The organism is uncultured Granulicatella sp. (assembly GCF_963545075.1).
Taxonomy (GTDB): Bacteria; Bacillota; Bacilli; order Lactobacillales; family Aerococcaceae; genus Granulicatella.
Window position 1 is genome coordinate 1 of the sequence record NZ_CAUUHX010000048.1, and the last position, 14,985, is coordinate 14,985.

Genomic DNA, 14,985 nt, shown 5'->3' on the forward strand with positions numbered 1-14,985 from the left:
GCTGCTGGAGCTGCTTCTGCTGGACCTGAACCATCATCGATAACAACGATAATGTCTCCAACACGAGCTACTGTTCCTTCTTGAACTCTAACTTCTAATACTTTACCACTTACTGGAGATGGAATTTCCTCTACAGATTTGTCGTTTTGTACTTCGAATAAAATATCATCTTCTTGGATTGTGTCACCGACTTTAATGTCGATTTTTACGATTTCGCCTTCTGCGATACCTTCACCGATATCAGGCATTTTAAATTGGAAAGCCATGCTTGTACATCCCTTCTTAATTTTTACTTAAATATTCTAAAGAGCAAATCACCTTTGAAGGGCTTTTTGCTCTTTAGTGAATGGTTTACGAATTAAAAATTATAAGTTTCGCGAACTTTTGCTTCAATATCACTTGCATTTGGTAACCAGTCATTTTCTGCTTGACCAAATGGGAAAATTGTATCTGGTGCTGCAACACGTCCAATTGGAGCTTGTAAATGTAAAATAGCACGTTCTGAAATTTCAGACATTACCATTGCGCCGATACCTGCTTGACGTTGAGCTTCTTGTACAACTACAACACGTCCAGTTTTTTGAACAGATGCTAAAATTGTATCTAAGTCTAATGGAGAAACTGTACGTAAGTCGATAACTTCTACAGAAATGCCTTCTTTTTCTAAGTTTTCAGCTGCTTTAACTGATTCACGAACCATAGCTCCGTAAGTAATAATTGAAACATCTGTACCTTCACGAGTTACAGCTGCTTTTCCTAATGGAACTGTATAGCTTTCTTCTGGCACTTCTTCACGGAATGAACGGTATAATTTCATATGTTCTAAGTAAACAACTGGATCGTTGTCACGAATCGCTGAAATTAATAAACCTTTTGCATCATATGGGTTTGAAGGAATAACGACTTTCAAACCTGGTGATTGTGCTACTAAACCTTCTAAGTTATCTGAGTGTAATTCTGGTGTGTGAACCCCACCACCAAATGGTGAACGAAATACGATAGGCATTTGACGAGTTCCACCCATACGGTAACGGTAACGAGCTGCTTGAGCAACAACACTATCCATTACTTCAAATACGAATCCAAAGAATTGGATTTCTGGAACTGGACGGTAACCTTCTAATGCTAAACCGATAGCTAAACCACCAATACCTGATTCTGCTAAAGGAGTGTTAAATACACGGTCTTCTCCAAATTCATCTTGAAGTCCTTGAGTTGCACGGAAAACTCCTCCGTTTTTACCAACGTCTTCACCGAAAATTAGGACATTTTCATCACGTTTTAATTCTAAAGCCAATGCATCCGTAATGGCTTGAATCATTGTCATTTGTGCCATAATTATTTATTCTCCTTTGCTTCAAAGTAATCAAGTTGTTCTTGGATAACGTTTGTTGGTTCTTCAAACATTGTCTTCAAGAAGAATGAAACTTTTTGTTTTGGTTGTTTATCAGCTTCTTTGATTGCTTCTTTAATTTCTTCTTTAGTTGCTTCAATAACTTCATTTTCTTTTTCTTCAGACCATAAGCCTTTAGCTGTTAAGTAGTTACGGAAACGAATTAATGGGTCTTTTTTAGCCCATGCATCTTGAATTCCTTCTGGTTGATAACGAGTTGGATCATCCCCTGATAATGTATGAGGACCATAACGGAAACAGATTGTTTCGATTAATACAGGACCATTTCCTGCAACTGCATATTCACGAGCTTTTTTAGTTACGGCATAAACTGCTAATGGGTCCATACCATCTACTTGAATACCTGGAATACCAGCAGCAACAGCTTTTTGTGCTAAAGTTGTAGCAGCTGTTTGTAATTCACGAGGAGTTGAGATAGCCCATCCATTATTTTGAATGAAGAAGATAGCAGGTGATTTGTATGCACCAGCATAGTTAATTCCTTCATAGAAGTCCCCTTGTGAAGATCCACCGTCACCTGTATAAGTAACAGCTACATTTTTCTTACCACGTTTTTGTAATCCTAATGCAACACCTGCTGCTTGAACATATTGTGCACCAATGATGATTTGTGGTGGTACTGCTTTTAATGATTCTGGATACATGTTCCCTGCAACATGTCCACGAGACCATAAGAATGCTTGTGATAATGGTAAACCATGTTTTACTAATTGAGGTACATCACGGTAACCTGGTAATAATACATCACCTTTATCAATCGCTTTAATTGAAGCTAATTGTGAAGCTTCTTGACCTGCTGTTGGAGCGTAGAAACCTAAACGTCCTTGACGGTTTAACGCTGTTGAACGTTCATGTAAAATACGTGACCATACCATATCAGTCATTAATTCGACTAATTCATCATCAGATAAATCTGGTACTAAATCTGGATTTACAACTTTTCCTTCTTCATCTAATACTTGAACCATTTCAAAATTCAAGTTATCTGGTGTGAAAAGCGCATCGAGATCGAATTTTTTCTTCGTTGCCATACTTTTTGTTTCCCCTTTTCTTTAAGAAATTGTGCTTCATAACAAAAATGAAGAAACAGAATTTTATTTCTGTATCATTTCTATTATTTTCATATACTAATTTACCATGCTTTTTTTAGTTATGCAAGTAATTAAGTTCGAGTTTTATTTTTTATTTTTTGTGAACTATATTACAATTATTTGTTTATAAATAAAGTATTTATTTATGTTTTTTTGTGCAAAATATTTATCAATTTTCATTTTAAATGAAAAAAGTTGGAAAATATATCTTTTATTCTGTGTTATATGGTGTCACTAAAACTGTACTAATATTTTTAAAACAGTTTAACTTGCTCAAACAAATAATTTGTCTGTTCAAACTGAGAACTAGTAAGTCCAATTAAACGAATGGATTCATTATTATACTCTTCCATTAATAGGTGATAAGCTGCTAAAGCTAATTTTTCTTTACTCTGGACATAGTTTTCTAATGTCTTGCTTCTTGTTTTAGTTTCAAAATCGCTTTGTTTTAATTTTATTGTTATTGTTTTAGCTGCTAGTTTATTTTTCTTTAACCAGTTAGATATTTGTTCTGAGAATTGCTCTATATATTTCTGTAGTACTTCTTCATCTGTTGTATCTTCTAATAAAGTTTCTTCTTTACCGTAAGATTTTCTTTCACGATACAATGTTAATTGATCATTGGACTTTCCTCTTACTTGTCGATATAGTGCTTCTCCTTGCTTTCCGAAATGTTCTATTAAAAACTCTTTAGAACAATTCAGAATATCCTCTCCCGTGAATAAATTTTTCTGATGTAATTTTTTTGCCGTAGCATGTCCTACTCCAAAAAATTTTTCAACAGGTAATGTTTTAATAAATTCTGGAAATGATTCTTGATCAATTACTGTAATTCCAGCTGGTTTTCTTTGCCCAGAAGCAATTTTAGCTAAAAATTTATTAAATGATACTCCAACTGAACAAGTTAATCCTACTTCTTTATAGATAGCTTCTTGAATTTCTCTAGCAATCATTGTTGCAGAAGTTTGATTTTTTGAATTCTCTGTAACATCTAAAAAAGCTTCGTCAATCGACATCGGTTCTACTAACGGCGTATATCGATGAAATATTTCTCGAATTTGTAAACTTAATTGTCGATAGCGTTCAAAATTCGGAGGAACAATAATGGCTTTGGGACATAATCGGATGGCTTTACTCGTCGGCATTGCAGATCGTACTCCAAATGCTCTTGCTTCATAAGAACAAGTTGCCACTACTCCACGTTGATTGACTTTCCCACCAACGATAATTGGTTTTCCTCTTAATTGCGGATGATCCATTTGTTCCACTGATGCAAAAAATGCATCCATATCAATATGTAATATTTTACGCATTCGTTTCCTCCTTCCTTTTGTATTTCTAAACCATTCAAAAAGTGGCAGAACATTTCGCTCTACCACTTTCCTATTATAATTCAACTTCGCTATTTTCAGGTGTAACAATATAACTTGTACCTGTTACATTGAAGTACTCTTCACAACGTTGTTTTAATGCTTCCATTGCAATTGTTGCTCGTTCTGCTTGGTCTTTTGTAACAGATTCCATAACAAGAACTGCATTTGTTGTTTCTTCTTGTAACATCGTTCTCTTAGCTTCTCTCCAGTTTAGGCAACGACATACGGCTCCTTCATTATCGAAGTGGCAAATTTCACCTTCTAATGCTGGAGCATCTTCCTCAGCGCCTAACGGGAAGAAACTTTCTCCGCCTTTAGCTTTACCTAAACGTAAATCTCCTTGGATTTTATCTAAGTCTTCTCCCCCTAATGGGACAGCATATTCAATCGAAATACTATTATAAATATCGACTAATGGAGTAATCAGACGGAATTGATGTCCTTGAGAGACACGTTTTAACAATGCTTCAATCGAAGAACGAGCTCCTTTTTTAGTTTTGAACTTAGAATAGGCTTGTCTCCATTGTTGGATAACAAGATTATCACTAAACACTTCTTCTGTAAAATGAACTTGAGCTTTTTGACAAGCTTCTTGTAAAATCCCTTCAAAATAAGTATCTTCCGTTTCATCTACATAGTTATTAATTCCTTTTAGTACTAAAATATTTACTTGTCCTTCTGGAAATAATTCCCAAAATTCTGGTTCTACAATAAATTTTGTCATTTTCCATTCCCCTATTCTAATTCTTCAAATCTCTGTTTCATTGTTGCATTATTTTTGACAAGTTTTTTAACGGTTAAATCAGTTGCTTTATTATTCGCTAATCTTAAATTATTTTCAGATGATAACAACGCATCTTTTGTTTTTTGTAAATGAGAAATTGTTTTATCAATTTCATCAATTGCTGTTTTAAATTTCTTACTTGCCAATTCATAGTTTTTAGAAAAGGCTGTTTTAAACGCTAGCAAGTCTTCTTCAAAATGCGTAATATCTAATTGTTGCTCTTTCATTTGCGCTAATTCTTGTTTATATTTTAGAGAATTTAACGCTGCATTTCTTAATAACGTAATAATTGGAATAAAGAATTGTGGTCTTACAACATACATTTTTTCATAAACATAACTGACATCCACAATTCCATTATTATATAGTTCATTATCTGATTCTAATAAAGAAACTAAAATTGCATATTCACAATTTTTTTCACGTCTATCTTTATCCAATTCTTTAAAGAAATGTTCATTTTTCTTTTTAGTAGCTGTTTGGTCATTTTCATTTTTCATTTCAAACATTATGGATAAAATTTCATTTCCAAAATCATCGTATTCTCGGTAAATATAATCGCCCTTACTTCCAGTTTTGGCATCATTATCTTTCCCAAATTCAGCTCTTGGAAAAGCCGTCATTCTCAACTGGTTAAATTGAATCTCGCAATGTTGTTCTAAACTTTCACCAACCATTTTTGTCGATTGTTTTGCTTTAAAATCTTTATAGAAAGCAATTGTTTCATCTTTTTGACGCAATTCCAACTCATATTTTTCTTTCAAAGCAGCTGCTTGAACTTCTTGTTCTTTTTCTTGCAAATGATTTTTCGCTTCTAAATCAGCAATAACACGATCTTTTTCTGCAGACAACTGTGAAACTCGTAAGGCTTCTTTTGTTTCTTGTGCATCAATTTTCGCTTGAAGTGACTGAATCATTTGTTCTTGTTGTGCAATTTTTTCTTGATATTGCTGTGATAATTCTTGCTTGGAAACCACTTGTTCTTGTTGAATTTTGGATAATTCTATTTCCAATTTATGTTTTTCTTTTTCAACTTGAGATTCCATTTGCTGACTAGCCTGTTTTAACTCTTGTTCTAATAGAGCAATTTGTTGTTTATAGTCTGCTAGTTTCTCTTCAAAATGAGATTGAGCTTGTTGTGATTGTAATTGTTGTTCTGTTTCAAATTGTTTTTTGGCAAATTCTAATTGTTGATGAATTTCTTGTGTAAATTCTTGATTACGAACTTGACGCACAATATCTGCATAAGAATGTTCATCAATCGTAAAAACTTTTTGACAGTGCGGACATTTAATTTCGTTCATACAAGTCTCCCCCTCTTTTTAATTGAAATACTAATTAACGATTTACAAATTCAATAATATCTTCCACGCTAATTGATGAATCGCAAACTACACGAGCCTCTCCACCTTTAGCTACTAATAAACCTGGTACTGTTGGAATACCATATTTTTGACGGAATGATTGAATGTCATTTAATTGTGTAACATCTTCACTATTAACAAAAATAGCTGGTTTATTTAAAGCTTGACGTGCTTCATTCATTTTTGGAGCGAAACGACGGCAATATGGACAAGTTGGACGTCCGATAAATAAAACAACTTCTTCTCCACTTGAGATTAAACTTTCAACTTCTTTAATAGATTTTTTTTCAAATTTTTCTACTGCTTCAAAAAATTCTTGTGACATAATGATTTCTCCTTATTTTGGATTAATATCCTTATATTTTTTTCTTAAATAAATTAATCGTGTGATAAATCCACCAAGCATACCAATAGCTACTCCTCCGATTAATTCTTGAATGATAATGCCGATTACAATACCAATTAAAATAGCTACTAACATAATGGCATTCAGGACATTTAATTCTTTTAATTTTTCTTTAGAATCCATTCTTTCACCTACACTTTATTCAACTACATTCACTTGGCACATTTTCATAGCTTCTAACGCTTGCTGATGAGTTTGAGGTGTTACACCAGCACATGAAGTTGAGCTTACATAAATCGGTACTTCTGGGAAATTTGCTTTTGCTAATAAAACATTACTAATAACACAAATATCCGTACATAACCCTAAAAATGTAATAGAGCTGATTGAAGGAATCCCTTGTAATAATTCCATTAATGTTGTGGATCCAAAAGTAGGCTTTTCAACTCCAATAGCATCTTTTTCTAAAAGTGCTTCTTTTACAGTTTCATCTAATTGCCAACCAGGAGTTCCTTTTACACAGTGAACGACTGGTAATTTTTTACCTTCTTCTGTTTCTAAATAATTTTCATGATGAGTATCCAAGGTATAAAAGACTTTCCCAGGAAATTCTCGAATTGTTGATGCAACATTAGGAACAATCGCTACTGCCTCTTTTGTTCCTAAGACTCCATCTACAAAATCTTTTTGCATATCCACTACAACTAAAATATCTGTCATGATTGATCCTCCAATAAATGATAGTATTCGTATAAATGACGGAATAAGAAATAATATCCACCTACTAATACATAACTAATACTTATGACGAGAAGTAATAATTCTTTAGACCAGGCTGCCATTTCAAAAGCTAATGCTCCTCCAAATAAAAAGAACAACATACTTAAACTATAAAAGACTATTTTTATTTTATCCTTGCGGTGACCTCTTAAACATCTACCAATCGCAAATCCTGTATCCGTTAAATATCCCGTAAAATGAGAAGTTCTGACAATCATTCCACGGTAATAAATAAACATACCATTTTGAACACCGACTGTAAAAGCTAATTGATAAATCCATAAAACTTCTAATTTTAACCAAAAACTAATTCCTAATAACAAACCTAATACAATAAGTAATATTCCATATCGGTTTGCAAATCGGAAAACTTTTTCAGAAAAAATCATTCCGCAACAAACTCCACCTAGTAGGAAACTAATAATAATCAATAGTAATGTAAGTGCATGACTCGTTTCGCCTGACATCGCATGGATTAAAACCCCTGAAACATTCCCAGTCATATGAGTAGTAGGCTTTTCATACAATAATAATGTTGTAATATTTACAAATCCTGAAAGTGCACTTAGAAGCCCTATCCATATTGCAAATAATATTCCTTTTTGTTGCTTCATCTCTTCCCCCTTAAAATTGTTGCATAAAATATAGGAAAGCAATTCCCCAACAAATTATATTTACTACATAACAAATTGTAAAATAAATTCGGTGAGTTTTATGGTGGAAAACTAACATTCCTAGTATTCCACCAATTCCCCCACCTATGATTCCTAATGTTAATAATCTTCTTTCAGGTATCCGCCACTTTTTTCGTTTAGCTGCTCTCTTATCGATTCCCATCAAAAGAAATAATAAAAGATTTATCAATAGTAAATATCCTAAAAATAGCGACGGAATATTACTCAACTGGTACAGCCTCACAGCTAGTTCCATTTAATTGACCAATTTCAAAAATATATTGTCCTGTTTTTGTCACTAAACAAGGAACACCTACCATTCCCCATTGTTTACGACCTTCAAATTGTGGTTTATCATCTCTTAAACGAATAAATTCTTTTAAATTTGCCATACTTGCAGTAATATCTACCTCACGATAGCTAATATTTTGTCTTTGTAACTCCTCTACAAATGCTTTAGTATCTGGGCATAAGCTACTAAAATATAATACGTGTTCTTCCATCTTAAAAACTCCCTATCTTCCTAAAATTTGTTGTAAAGCTTGTCTTGCTAATTGATCAGCACCTCGATTTTCCTTTTCAGGAATCCATTCTAAAAATAGTTGCGGAATTTTTTTACGTTCTTCCTGCACTTTTTTTAGAATCTCTTGGTAAGCTACTTGTTTCGTATAATTTTTTTCAATCGCCATCATGGCAAATTTCGAATCAGAATTCAAAAAAACTACTTCATGATGCCAGCCTTTTTCTTGAAGAATGATTAAGGCACGATAAATCGCCCATAATTCTGCTTGATGATTATCCATTAATTGGTCAGAATTTTCCTTAAATAAAAATTGTTGTTTTTCATATAAAATTTCAATTCCAATTCCAACTTTTCCTGGATTTCCATTTACAGCTGCATCTGTTCTTACTCGAATCATTCAGAAACTACTACACTTACATGAGTAGCTTGAAGTCCATGAGCACCTTGTGCAATTTCAAATTCTACTCTTTGTCCTTCCTTTAAAGTCTTAAATCCTTCAGATATAATACCAGTAAAGTGAACAAAAATATCTTCATCTGTATCAGTGACCGAAATAAAACCATAACCTTTTTCATTGCTAAACCATTTTACGATTCCTTTTTTCATTATGAAAACCTCCAGCCTTTTCTATCATTAGACAGCTTTTATCTCATTATATACGTTCTAATTCTTTTTTTAAAATGATTTGTTTCAAGTCTATTTTCAGTATTTATTTTCTCGAAATTCGTCATATTGTTTAACAAAAGTAACATCATCATAAAATAAACTTTGCATTATGTCTTCTTTCTTTGAAAAGTAGTTTATCCATTCCTCAAAAGAAGAAATATACTCTTCTTGAAACGGATATAATCGAATCGTGTCTTGCATCCATTTTTGAGCTAACATCGTAGCTTCTTCCATTGAATAGTGATTCATCAATTCATTTAACAACACAGATTCTTCTTTATACAAGGGTGATTTCGAAATAGATGACAATTTATCTCGTTCGATTCGTTTCATTTCACCATTCCATAATATTTGGATGTTCTTAAGTGTCCCTGATTCCAACCATTCATCTAATAAAATTGCTTTATCAAACATTGGCGTATGTGGATGAATTAAAAATGATTGAATCACATACTCTTTTTGTTGAAATGTAGAATCAATTAAAACTTGAGAAATATAATGAATTTCTTCTCCAGAAAAAATTTTATCCTGCTTTTGTAATGCTTCTCCTATTTCTTGTAGCTGCTGAATTTTATCTTGTTGATTTTTCAATTTTTGATTCATCATTTTCAGTTGAAGAGTGTTTATCCAAGGATACTCTAGATGCTGAGAATCTCTTAATAACTCTTCTACTTCTTCAAATCGATTCATAAAAATTAACGCTTCAATATAGACCGATAAGTATTTTTCTTCCTTTAACTCAAACTCTTCTACTAGCCAAATAATTTCATTCCAATCTTGACTGCGACATAATAAATTCCATAATTTTTCTAATAATTGATTGGAATTTGTCTTAATATATCCTTTCTCTAACCAATCAATAGCTCCGATTAAATCCTCTTCTTTTTGACATTGATTCGCTTTTTGTATATAAAATTCTTCTTGATTTGGAAACTCAATTGTATTTCCCATTATTTTCCTCCTCTTCAAAAGAAAAACAGACTAATCCAAGATTAGTCTGCCTTAGCATCATCTGGTAAAAATTCAATAATATCTTTAAAATTCACGATGGTGCGGTCTTCACAAATATCTTTCATAACGGTCGTAGAAGATTCCCAGTCAATAATCACGACTGCACTATTGGAAAGTAACTTATAAATCACACCGTACATTTGTTGATCTCTAAACGTAAAATGAATTCGATCTCCTACATCTGGTCGAATCGAATCTTTTACTCGTTTAATAACAACAAGAACTTCTTCATATGATATACCCAATATATGTGCAATACGAGATTTGCTAGTTCCTTTACGAAGTTCCGTTTCAACGATTCCTTGAACTTTCTTTGTCACTTTAAGTGCCATCTCTATCGCCTCTTCCCACGGGCCTTCCAAATCCAACACATCTGCAATATTACTAAGTTTAGTATAGCACAAAAGGTGTTTGTTGTCAGTTAAAAAGTCTTAAAAACATTGTTATTATCACATTTTTAAGCAATAAAGGCGAAATTGTTAGGAATTTTTGTTAACGTTTCAATTTTTATATTAAATAATCAATAAATAATTTTACACTTCTCTTTTTCCAAACGCACACATTTCTAATAATGGACATTCATGACACTTTGGTTTTCGAGCAATGCAATGATATCTTCCAAAGAAAATCATCCAATGATGCGCTCTCGACCATAATTCTTTTGGAATTTTACGACATAAAGTTTCTTCTACTTCTAATACGGTATCTTTTTGTCTACAAATCTGTAATCGTTTTGAAATTCTTTCAACATGCGTATCTACTGCAAATGCTGGAATGTTAAAGGCAACACTCATGACTACATTGGCAGTTTTTCTACCTACACCTGCTAAACTCACTAATTCTTCTCTTGTTTTAGGAACTTCTCCGTTAAATCGTTCCATAAGTTGTTGCGCACAGAGACGAATATTTTTTGCCTTACTTCGATACAATCCCAATGATTGAATACATTCAATTACTGACTCCTCATTAGCAGCTGCTAAATGAGCAGGAGTTGGAAATCTCTCAAATAATTTAGGAGTAACTTTATTCACACCTACATCCGTTGCTTGAGCACTTAGAATCGTAGCAATCAGCAATTCAAAAGCATTGCGATGGTTTAGCTCACAATGAGCATCTGGAAATAAATCTCCCATCGTTTGAACGGCTTCAATTGTTTTTGTTTTTGATAACATAGCCTTCCTCCATTAATCCAACCAATTATCTAATGGCACTTGAGGAATCGGAGGTGTTTCTTTTGATTTTGCTGTAAACTGTCCATTTCTTGAACGATTCTTATCTTGAATCACTTGTTGAACCGTTTTGAACCCTTTTCTTTGCCACGTTAATAAAATCTTATCCATATACTTCAACGTAAATACTTGATTTAAAACAGCTTCTTTTAAAGCAGCTAAAATTAACTCATAAGAATATTCATCTTTATCAATCCAGCTTTTAATCATTTGAATTTCATACGAACTAATCGGTCTACCAAATTCTCTTTCAATCACGAAAATTAAATTTGGATTATCTTTTTCTTCTTTTTTAGCAACTTCTTGGCGATGTAAAATTTCTAATTGTTGGAATAAAGGAGCTAAACTATAATACTCCTCTCTTTTTCCTTCTTCATTTTCTTTTTGAGTAACGGATACCACTTGTCGATCTAATAAATGCTGAATGATTTGAAATAAAGTATTTTCAGAAATCGAAAAAACATCGCAAACTTCTTCGACATTTAATGGGAAATATTCGGAAGTTGAATGTTGTAACCACCAAGAGAGCATTAAGCACTCTTGGGCTGTTAATTGTAATTGCTGATAATATCGGATGAATGGATTTGGAACGGTCGTTCCTCCTTGATACATCCAAAATTGTTGAAATGTTTGTTCCAAAATTTTCACCTCTTTTTCTGACATAAAAACCGATTTCTAGAAACTCTAAAAATCGGTTTGAAATTGTCTATTTTATGGGAAAATACGGTTTAATAAACGTGGGAATGGAATTGCTTCACGAATATGTTTCGTTCCTGCAACGAATGTTACCATTCTTTCTAACCCTAGTCCGAATCCTGCATGAGGAACTGAACCATATTTTCTTAAATCTAAGTAGAATGCATAATCATCTGGATTTAAGCCATTCTCTTTAATTTTTTCATATAATTTATCGTAGTCCACTTCACGCTCTGAACCACCAATAATTTCTCCATATCCTTCTGGAGCTAATAAGTCCGCACATAATACACGGCTTTCATTACCAGGTACTGGCTTCATGTAGAATGCTTTAATATCCGCTGGATAGTTCATAACGAATGTTGGCACTCCAAAATGGTTTGAAATCCAAGTTTCGTGTGGAGAACCAAAATCATCTCCATGTTCTAAATGTTCATAATCTGTATCTTCATCTGCTTCATGAGCTTGTAATAAATCGATTGCTTCATCGTAAGAAATACGTTTAAATGGTTCACTGACATATTTCTTCAATAATTCTACATCTCTTTCTAAAGTATCAAGAGCATGAGGAGCACGGTCTAACACTCCTTGAATTAATGCTTTTACATAAGCTTCTTGTAAATCTAATGATTCGTCATGAGTTACAAATGGATATTCCGCATCCATCATCCAGAATTCTGTTAAGTGACGACGAGTTTTTGATTTTTCAGCACGGAATACTGGACCAAAGTCAAATACTGGACCAAATGCCATTGCACCAGCTTCTAAGTATAATTGACCTGATTGAGATAGGAAAGCTGGATCTCCAAAATAATCTGTTTCAAATAATTCAGTTGTATTTTCTGCTGCATTTCCAGATAAAATTGGACTATCAAATTTAATAAATCCATTTTGATCAAAGAATTCATATGAAGCATAAATAATCGCATTACGAATTTGCATAATCGCATGTTGTTTACTAGAACGTAACCATAAATGACGGTGGTCCATTAAGAAGTCAGTACCATGTTCTTTTGGAGTAATTGGATATTCATGACTTTCTCCAATCACTTCTAGACCAGTTACTAATAATTCATATCCTAATTTTGAACGAGTATCTTCTTGAACAACCCCTGTTACATAAACCGCAGTTTCTTGTGTTAATGATTTAGCTGTTTCAAATACTTCTTCTGGAACATCACTTTTTACAACAATTCCTTGGAAATAAGTTGCTCCATCACGTAATTGTAAGAAAGCAATTTTCCCACTTGAACGTTTATTCGCTACCCAAGCTCCAATTAGGACTGTTTGTCCAACATAATCTTTTGCTTGGTTCATTCTGATTTTTTTCAAAATAATCCCTCTTTCTACAAATAATTTCTAACAAATTGATTGATTCTTTGAGCGGCATTTTTTAGTTCTTCTTCACTACTTGCACAACTTAATCGCAAATAACCAGTACAACCGAAGTTTTCACCTGATACAGTCGCCACTCCAACTTCCTCTAATAATTTTAATGCAAATGCAGCTGAAGATTCAACTCCAACTATTTTCATCGCTTCTTGAATATTCACAAATAGATAAAAGGCTCCTCCAGGTTTTACACATGACATACCTGGAATTTCCTGAATGAGCGCGTGGAATAATTCAATCCTCTTTTGGAATTGAACACGCATCGCTTCTTTATCTTCTTGTAAATCTTCCTTAAACGCCCGAATTGCAGCATACTGAACAACTGCAGCTGGATTACTCGTCGTATGACTTGTTAAATCATTCAATGCACGAATCACTTCAATTGGACCGAAAGCATATCCTAATCTCCACCCCGTCATTGCAACAGATTTCGATAATCCATTAATAACTAATGTATTATTTAGGATTTCTTCAGATAAACTTGCCACACTAATACTTGGTACATCATGAACTAATTCATAATAAATTTCATCTGCAATAACAAATATATGATTTTGTAATGCCCATTGACTAATCTCATATAATTCTTCTTTTGAATACGTTAATCCGGTTGGATTCGATGGAGAATTCAAAATTAATAACTTTGTTTTATTTGTTAAAACTTTTTCTAACAAATCTACGGTTAATTTAAAGGCATTCTCTTCACTCGTTTCTACAAATACTGGAATACCTTGAGCTAATATAATTTGCTCTGCATAACTAACCCAATATGGAACAGGCACTAACACTTCTTCTCCTGGGTCAATTAATGTTTGAAATGCAGAATATAACGCAAACTTCGCTCCAGCAAAAACTGCTACTTGTTGTTTATCAACTTTTACACCATCTTTTCTTAAATGAAAATCACTAATCGCTTGTTTTAATGCATCTAATCCTAAAGTAGGTGTGTAATGGTCCGTTTCATGTTTCAATAGAGATTCAATTGCTGCTTTTGTAATTTTTTCAGGCGTGTTAAAATCAGGCTCACCAATCGATAAGCTAATAATATCTTTGCCGGATGCTTTTAATTCTCTTGCTTTTTGTGTCATCGCTAAAGTTCCAGAAGGAAGTATTTTAGAGACACGTTCTGAAATTTTTACCATAATAACTCACCTTTAAATATTCTCAATATCTTTTATCCATTGACCATTTTTAGCGGAAATATAATAATATCCAATTCGTTTATTGCTTGTTCGATAATTGACTTCCCAAACTGGTTCATCTTTTATCATTCCCAATCTTGCTTCTAAAATCTCATCTGTATGTTTCGCTTGCTTTGTGATGGAGCGTGCTTCTTGTTCATTAATTACAGCATCCTGTTGTAATATGGTGACTTCTTTCTTATCTGGAGAAACAATCGCATATAATTGTTGACCTTCTGTCGTAATTCCAGCTAGTGAATAATACGTTTCTTCTGTATTAAACCAATAGAAATCTGTAATTTTTGTAAATTGAACTTTTTGAGCTGCAATCTCTACTGCCAAATCCTTTGCACGTAATCGTTCCGATTGACTGAGATAAAATATTCGAGCTGCTCCAAAAAAAATCACTAAAAACGTGCAGACGAAAAGCAACATCGTACGTCTTCTCATGAATGCACAAC

At 33.2% G+C, this 14,985-nt stretch carries 21 protein-coding genes; all 21 read right to left on the reverse strand.

Annotated elements, in window-relative coordinates:
- On the reverse strand, nucleotides 1-266 hold a 266-nt coding region (locus RWZ86_RS06830; RefSeq protein WP_314680773.1), incomplete at its 3' end, for a biotin/lipoyl-containing protein.
- 92 nt (nucleotides 267-358) lie between these two features.
- Nucleotides 359-1,336, reverse strand: coding sequence for an alpha-ketoacid dehydrogenase subunit beta (locus tag RWZ86_RS06835; RefSeq protein WP_006702450.1), 978 nt, complete (start codon nucleotides 1,334-1,336; stop codon nucleotides 359-361).
- A 2-nt stretch (nucleotides 1,337-1,338) separates the two neighbouring features.
- Nucleotides 1,339-2,445 carry a pyruvate dehydrogenase (acetyl-transferring) E1 component subunit alpha gene (gene pdhA, locus RWZ86_RS06840; protein WP_314353775.1) on the reverse strand — a complete coding sequence of 369 codons (1,107 nt, stop codon included), beginning with the start codon at nucleotides 2,443-2,445 and terminating at the stop codon, nucleotides 1,339-1,341.
- Between the two features lie 314 nt (nucleotides 2,446-2,759).
- Nucleotides 2,760-3,818, reverse strand: a complete 1,059-nt coding sequence (dinB, locus tag RWZ86_RS06845; protein WP_314680777.1) for a DNA polymerase IV — start codon at nucleotides 3,816-3,818, stop codon at nucleotides 2,760-2,762.
- 73 nt (nucleotides 3,819-3,891) lie between these two features.
- The gene (locus RWZ86_RS06850) at nucleotides 3,892-4,602 is read right to left on the reverse strand and encodes a phenylalanine--tRNA ligase beta subunit-related protein (RefSeq protein ID WP_314680779.1); all 711 of its coding nucleotides are present in this window, start codon (nucleotides 4,600-4,602) and stop codon (nucleotides 3,892-3,894) included.
- Between the two features lie 11 nt (nucleotides 4,603-4,613).
- Nucleotides 4,614-5,966, reverse strand: coding sequence for a DUF2130 domain-containing protein (locus RWZ86_RS06855; protein WP_314680782.1), 1,353 nt, complete (start codon nucleotides 5,964-5,966; stop codon nucleotides 4,614-4,616).
- Nucleotides 5,967-6,000: 34 nt separating this feature from the next.
- Nucleotides 6,001-6,351, reverse strand: coding sequence for a thioredoxin domain-containing protein (locus RWZ86_RS06860; RefSeq protein WP_314680785.1), 351 nt, complete (start codon nucleotides 6,349-6,351; stop codon nucleotides 6,001-6,003).
- Nucleotides 6,352-6,363: 12 nt separating this feature from the next.
- Nucleotides 6,364-6,555, reverse strand: a complete 192-nt coding sequence (locus RWZ86_RS06865) for a hypothetical protein (protein ID WP_006702444.1) — start codon at nucleotides 6,553-6,555, stop codon at nucleotides 6,364-6,366.
- Between the two features lie 15 nt (nucleotides 6,556-6,570).
- Entirely contained in the window at nucleotides 6,571-7,092 is a 522-nt protein-coding gene (locus RWZ86_RS06870) for an isochorismatase family cysteine hydrolase (protein ID WP_314680788.1), read from the reverse strand.
- Nucleotides 7,089-7,766, reverse strand: a complete 678-nt coding sequence (locus tag RWZ86_RS06875; protein ID WP_314680790.1) for a YoaK family protein — start codon at nucleotides 7,764-7,766, stop codon at nucleotides 7,089-7,091. Before RWZ86_RS06875 ends, RWZ86_RS06870 begins: the two co-directional genes overlap by 4 nt.
- A gap of 10 nt (nucleotides 7,767-7,776) precedes the next feature.
- A complete protein-coding gene (locus tag RWZ86_RS06880) occupies nucleotides 7,777-8,016 on the reverse strand; it encodes a DUF1294 domain-containing protein (RefSeq protein ID WP_314680792.1) in 240 nt (79 codons plus the stop codon).
- Nucleotides 8,017-8,047: 31 nt separating this feature from the next.
- Complete coding sequence (locus tag RWZ86_RS06885; protein WP_314077977.1) at nucleotides 8,048-8,329, reverse strand: glutaredoxin; 282 nt, start codon at nucleotides 8,327-8,329, stop codon at nucleotides 8,048-8,050.
- A gap of 12 nt (nucleotides 8,330-8,341) precedes the next feature.
- On the reverse strand, nucleotides 8,342-8,746 hold the full coding sequence (locus RWZ86_RS06890; protein WP_314680795.1) for a ribonuclease HI family protein: 405 nt from the start codon (nucleotides 8,744-8,746) through the stop codon (nucleotides 8,342-8,344).
- Nucleotides 8,743-8,955 carry a cold-shock protein gene (locus RWZ86_RS06895; protein ID WP_006702438.1) on the reverse strand — a complete coding sequence of 71 codons (213 nt, stop codon included), beginning with the start codon at nucleotides 8,953-8,955 and terminating at the stop codon, nucleotides 8,743-8,745. Before RWZ86_RS06895 ends, RWZ86_RS06890 begins: the two co-directional genes overlap by 4 nt.
- Nucleotides 8,956-9,051: 96 nt before the next feature.
- Nucleotides 9,052-9,966, reverse strand: a complete 915-nt coding sequence (locus RWZ86_RS06900; RefSeq protein ID WP_314680798.1) for a hypothetical protein — start codon at nucleotides 9,964-9,966, stop codon at nucleotides 9,052-9,054.
- Between the two features lie 41 nt (nucleotides 9,967-10,007).
- Complete coding sequence (locus tag RWZ86_RS06905) at nucleotides 10,008-10,358, reverse strand: DUF2187 domain-containing protein (RefSeq protein ID WP_314680801.1); 351 nt, start codon at nucleotides 10,356-10,358, stop codon at nucleotides 10,008-10,010.
- A 201-nt stretch (nucleotides 10,359-10,559) separates the two neighbouring features.
- The gene (gene nth, locus RWZ86_RS06910) at nucleotides 10,560-11,198 is read right to left on the reverse strand and encodes an endonuclease III (protein ID WP_314680803.1); all 639 of its coding nucleotides are present in this window, start codon (nucleotides 11,196-11,198) and stop codon (nucleotides 10,560-10,562) included.
- 12 nt (nucleotides 11,199-11,210) lie between these two features.
- On the reverse strand, nucleotides 11,211-11,894 hold the full coding sequence (locus RWZ86_RS06915; protein ID WP_314680805.1) for a DnaD domain protein: 684 nt from the start codon (nucleotides 11,892-11,894) through the stop codon (nucleotides 11,211-11,213).
- Between the two features lie 72 nt (nucleotides 11,895-11,966).
- The gene (gene asnS, locus RWZ86_RS06920; protein WP_314680812.1) at nucleotides 11,967-13,268 is read right to left on the reverse strand and encodes an asparagine--tRNA ligase; all 1,302 of its coding nucleotides are present in this window, start codon (nucleotides 13,266-13,268) and stop codon (nucleotides 11,967-11,969) included.
- 29 nt (nucleotides 13,269-13,297) lie between these two features.
- Nucleotides 13,298-14,485, reverse strand: a complete 1,188-nt coding sequence (locus tag RWZ86_RS06925) for a pyridoxal phosphate-dependent aminotransferase (protein WP_314680807.1) — start codon at nucleotides 14,483-14,485, stop codon at nucleotides 13,298-13,300.
- Nucleotides 14,486-14,497: 12 nt separating this feature from the next.
- On the reverse strand, nucleotides 14,498-14,985 hold a 488-nt coding region (locus tag RWZ86_RS06930), incomplete at its 5' end, for a DUF5590 domain-containing protein (protein WP_314680809.1).

What these genes read in the sequence shown, in the direction of transcription:
- RWZ86_RS06835 (WP_006702450.1), bottom strand. Translation starts at nt 1,336, where the DNA reads ATGGCACAAATGACAATGATTCAAGCCATTACGGATGCATTGGCTTTA.
- pdhA (WP_314353775.1), bottom strand. Translation starts at nt 2,445, where the DNA reads ATGGCAACGAAGAAAAAATTCGATCTCGATGCGCTTTTCACACCAGAT.
- dinB (WP_314680777.1), bottom strand. Translation starts at nt 3,818, where the DNA reads ATGCGTAAAATATTACATATTGATATGGATGCATTTTTTGCATCAGTG.
- RWZ86_RS06850 (WP_314680779.1), bottom strand. Translation starts at nt 4,602, where the DNA reads ATGACAAAATTTATTGTAGAACCAGAATTTTGGGAATTATTTCCAGAA.
- RWZ86_RS06855 (WP_314680782.1), bottom strand. Translation starts at nt 5,966, where the DNA reads ATGAACGAAATTAAATGTCCGCACTGTCAAAAAGTTTTTACGATTGAT.
- RWZ86_RS06860 (WP_314680785.1), bottom strand. Translation starts at nt 6,351, where the DNA reads ATGTCACAAGAATTTTTTGAAGCAGTAGAAAAATTTGAAAAAAAATCT.
- RWZ86_RS06865 (WP_006702444.1), bottom strand. Translation starts at nt 6,555, where the DNA reads ATGGATTCTAAAGAAAAATTAAAAGAATTAAATGTCCTGAATGCCATT.
- RWZ86_RS06870 (WP_314680788.1), bottom strand. Translation starts at nt 7,092, where the DNA reads ATGACAGATATTTTAGTTGTAGTGGATATGCAAAAAGATTTTGTAGAT.
- RWZ86_RS06875 (WP_314680790.1), bottom strand. Translation starts at nt 7,766, where the DNA reads ATGAAGCAACAAAAAGGAATATTATTTGCAATATGGATAGGGCTTCTA.
- RWZ86_RS06885 (WP_314077977.1), bottom strand. Translation starts at nt 8,329, where the DNA reads ATGGAAGAACACGTATTATATTTTAGTAGCTTATGCCCAGATACTAAA.
- RWZ86_RS06890 (WP_314680795.1), bottom strand. Translation starts at nt 8,746, where the DNA reads ATGATTCGAGTAAGAACAGATGCAGCTGTAAATGGAAATCCAGGAAAA.
- RWZ86_RS06895 (WP_006702438.1), bottom strand. Translation starts at nt 8,955, where the DNA reads ATGAAAAAAGGAATCGTAAAATGGTTTAGCAATGAAAAAGGTTATGGT.
- RWZ86_RS06900 (WP_314680798.1), bottom strand. Translation starts at nt 9,966, where the DNA reads ATGGGAAATACAATTGAGTTTCCAAATCAAGAAGAATTTTATATACAA.
- RWZ86_RS06905 (WP_314680801.1), bottom strand. Translation starts at nt 10,358, where the DNA reads ATGGCACTTAAAGTGACAAAGAAAGTTCAAGGAATCGTTGAAACGGAA.
- nth (WP_314680803.1), bottom strand. Translation starts at nt 11,198, where the DNA reads ATGTTATCAAAAACAAAAACAATTGAAGCCGTTCAAACGATGGGAGAT.
- asnS (WP_314680812.1), bottom strand. Translation starts at nt 13,268, where the DNA reads ATGAACCAAGCAAAAGATTATGTTGGACAAACAGTCCTAATTGGAGCT.
- RWZ86_RS06925 (WP_314680807.1), bottom strand. Translation starts at nt 14,485, where the DNA reads ATGGTAAAAATTTCAGAACGTGTCTCTAAAATACTTCCTTCTGGAACT.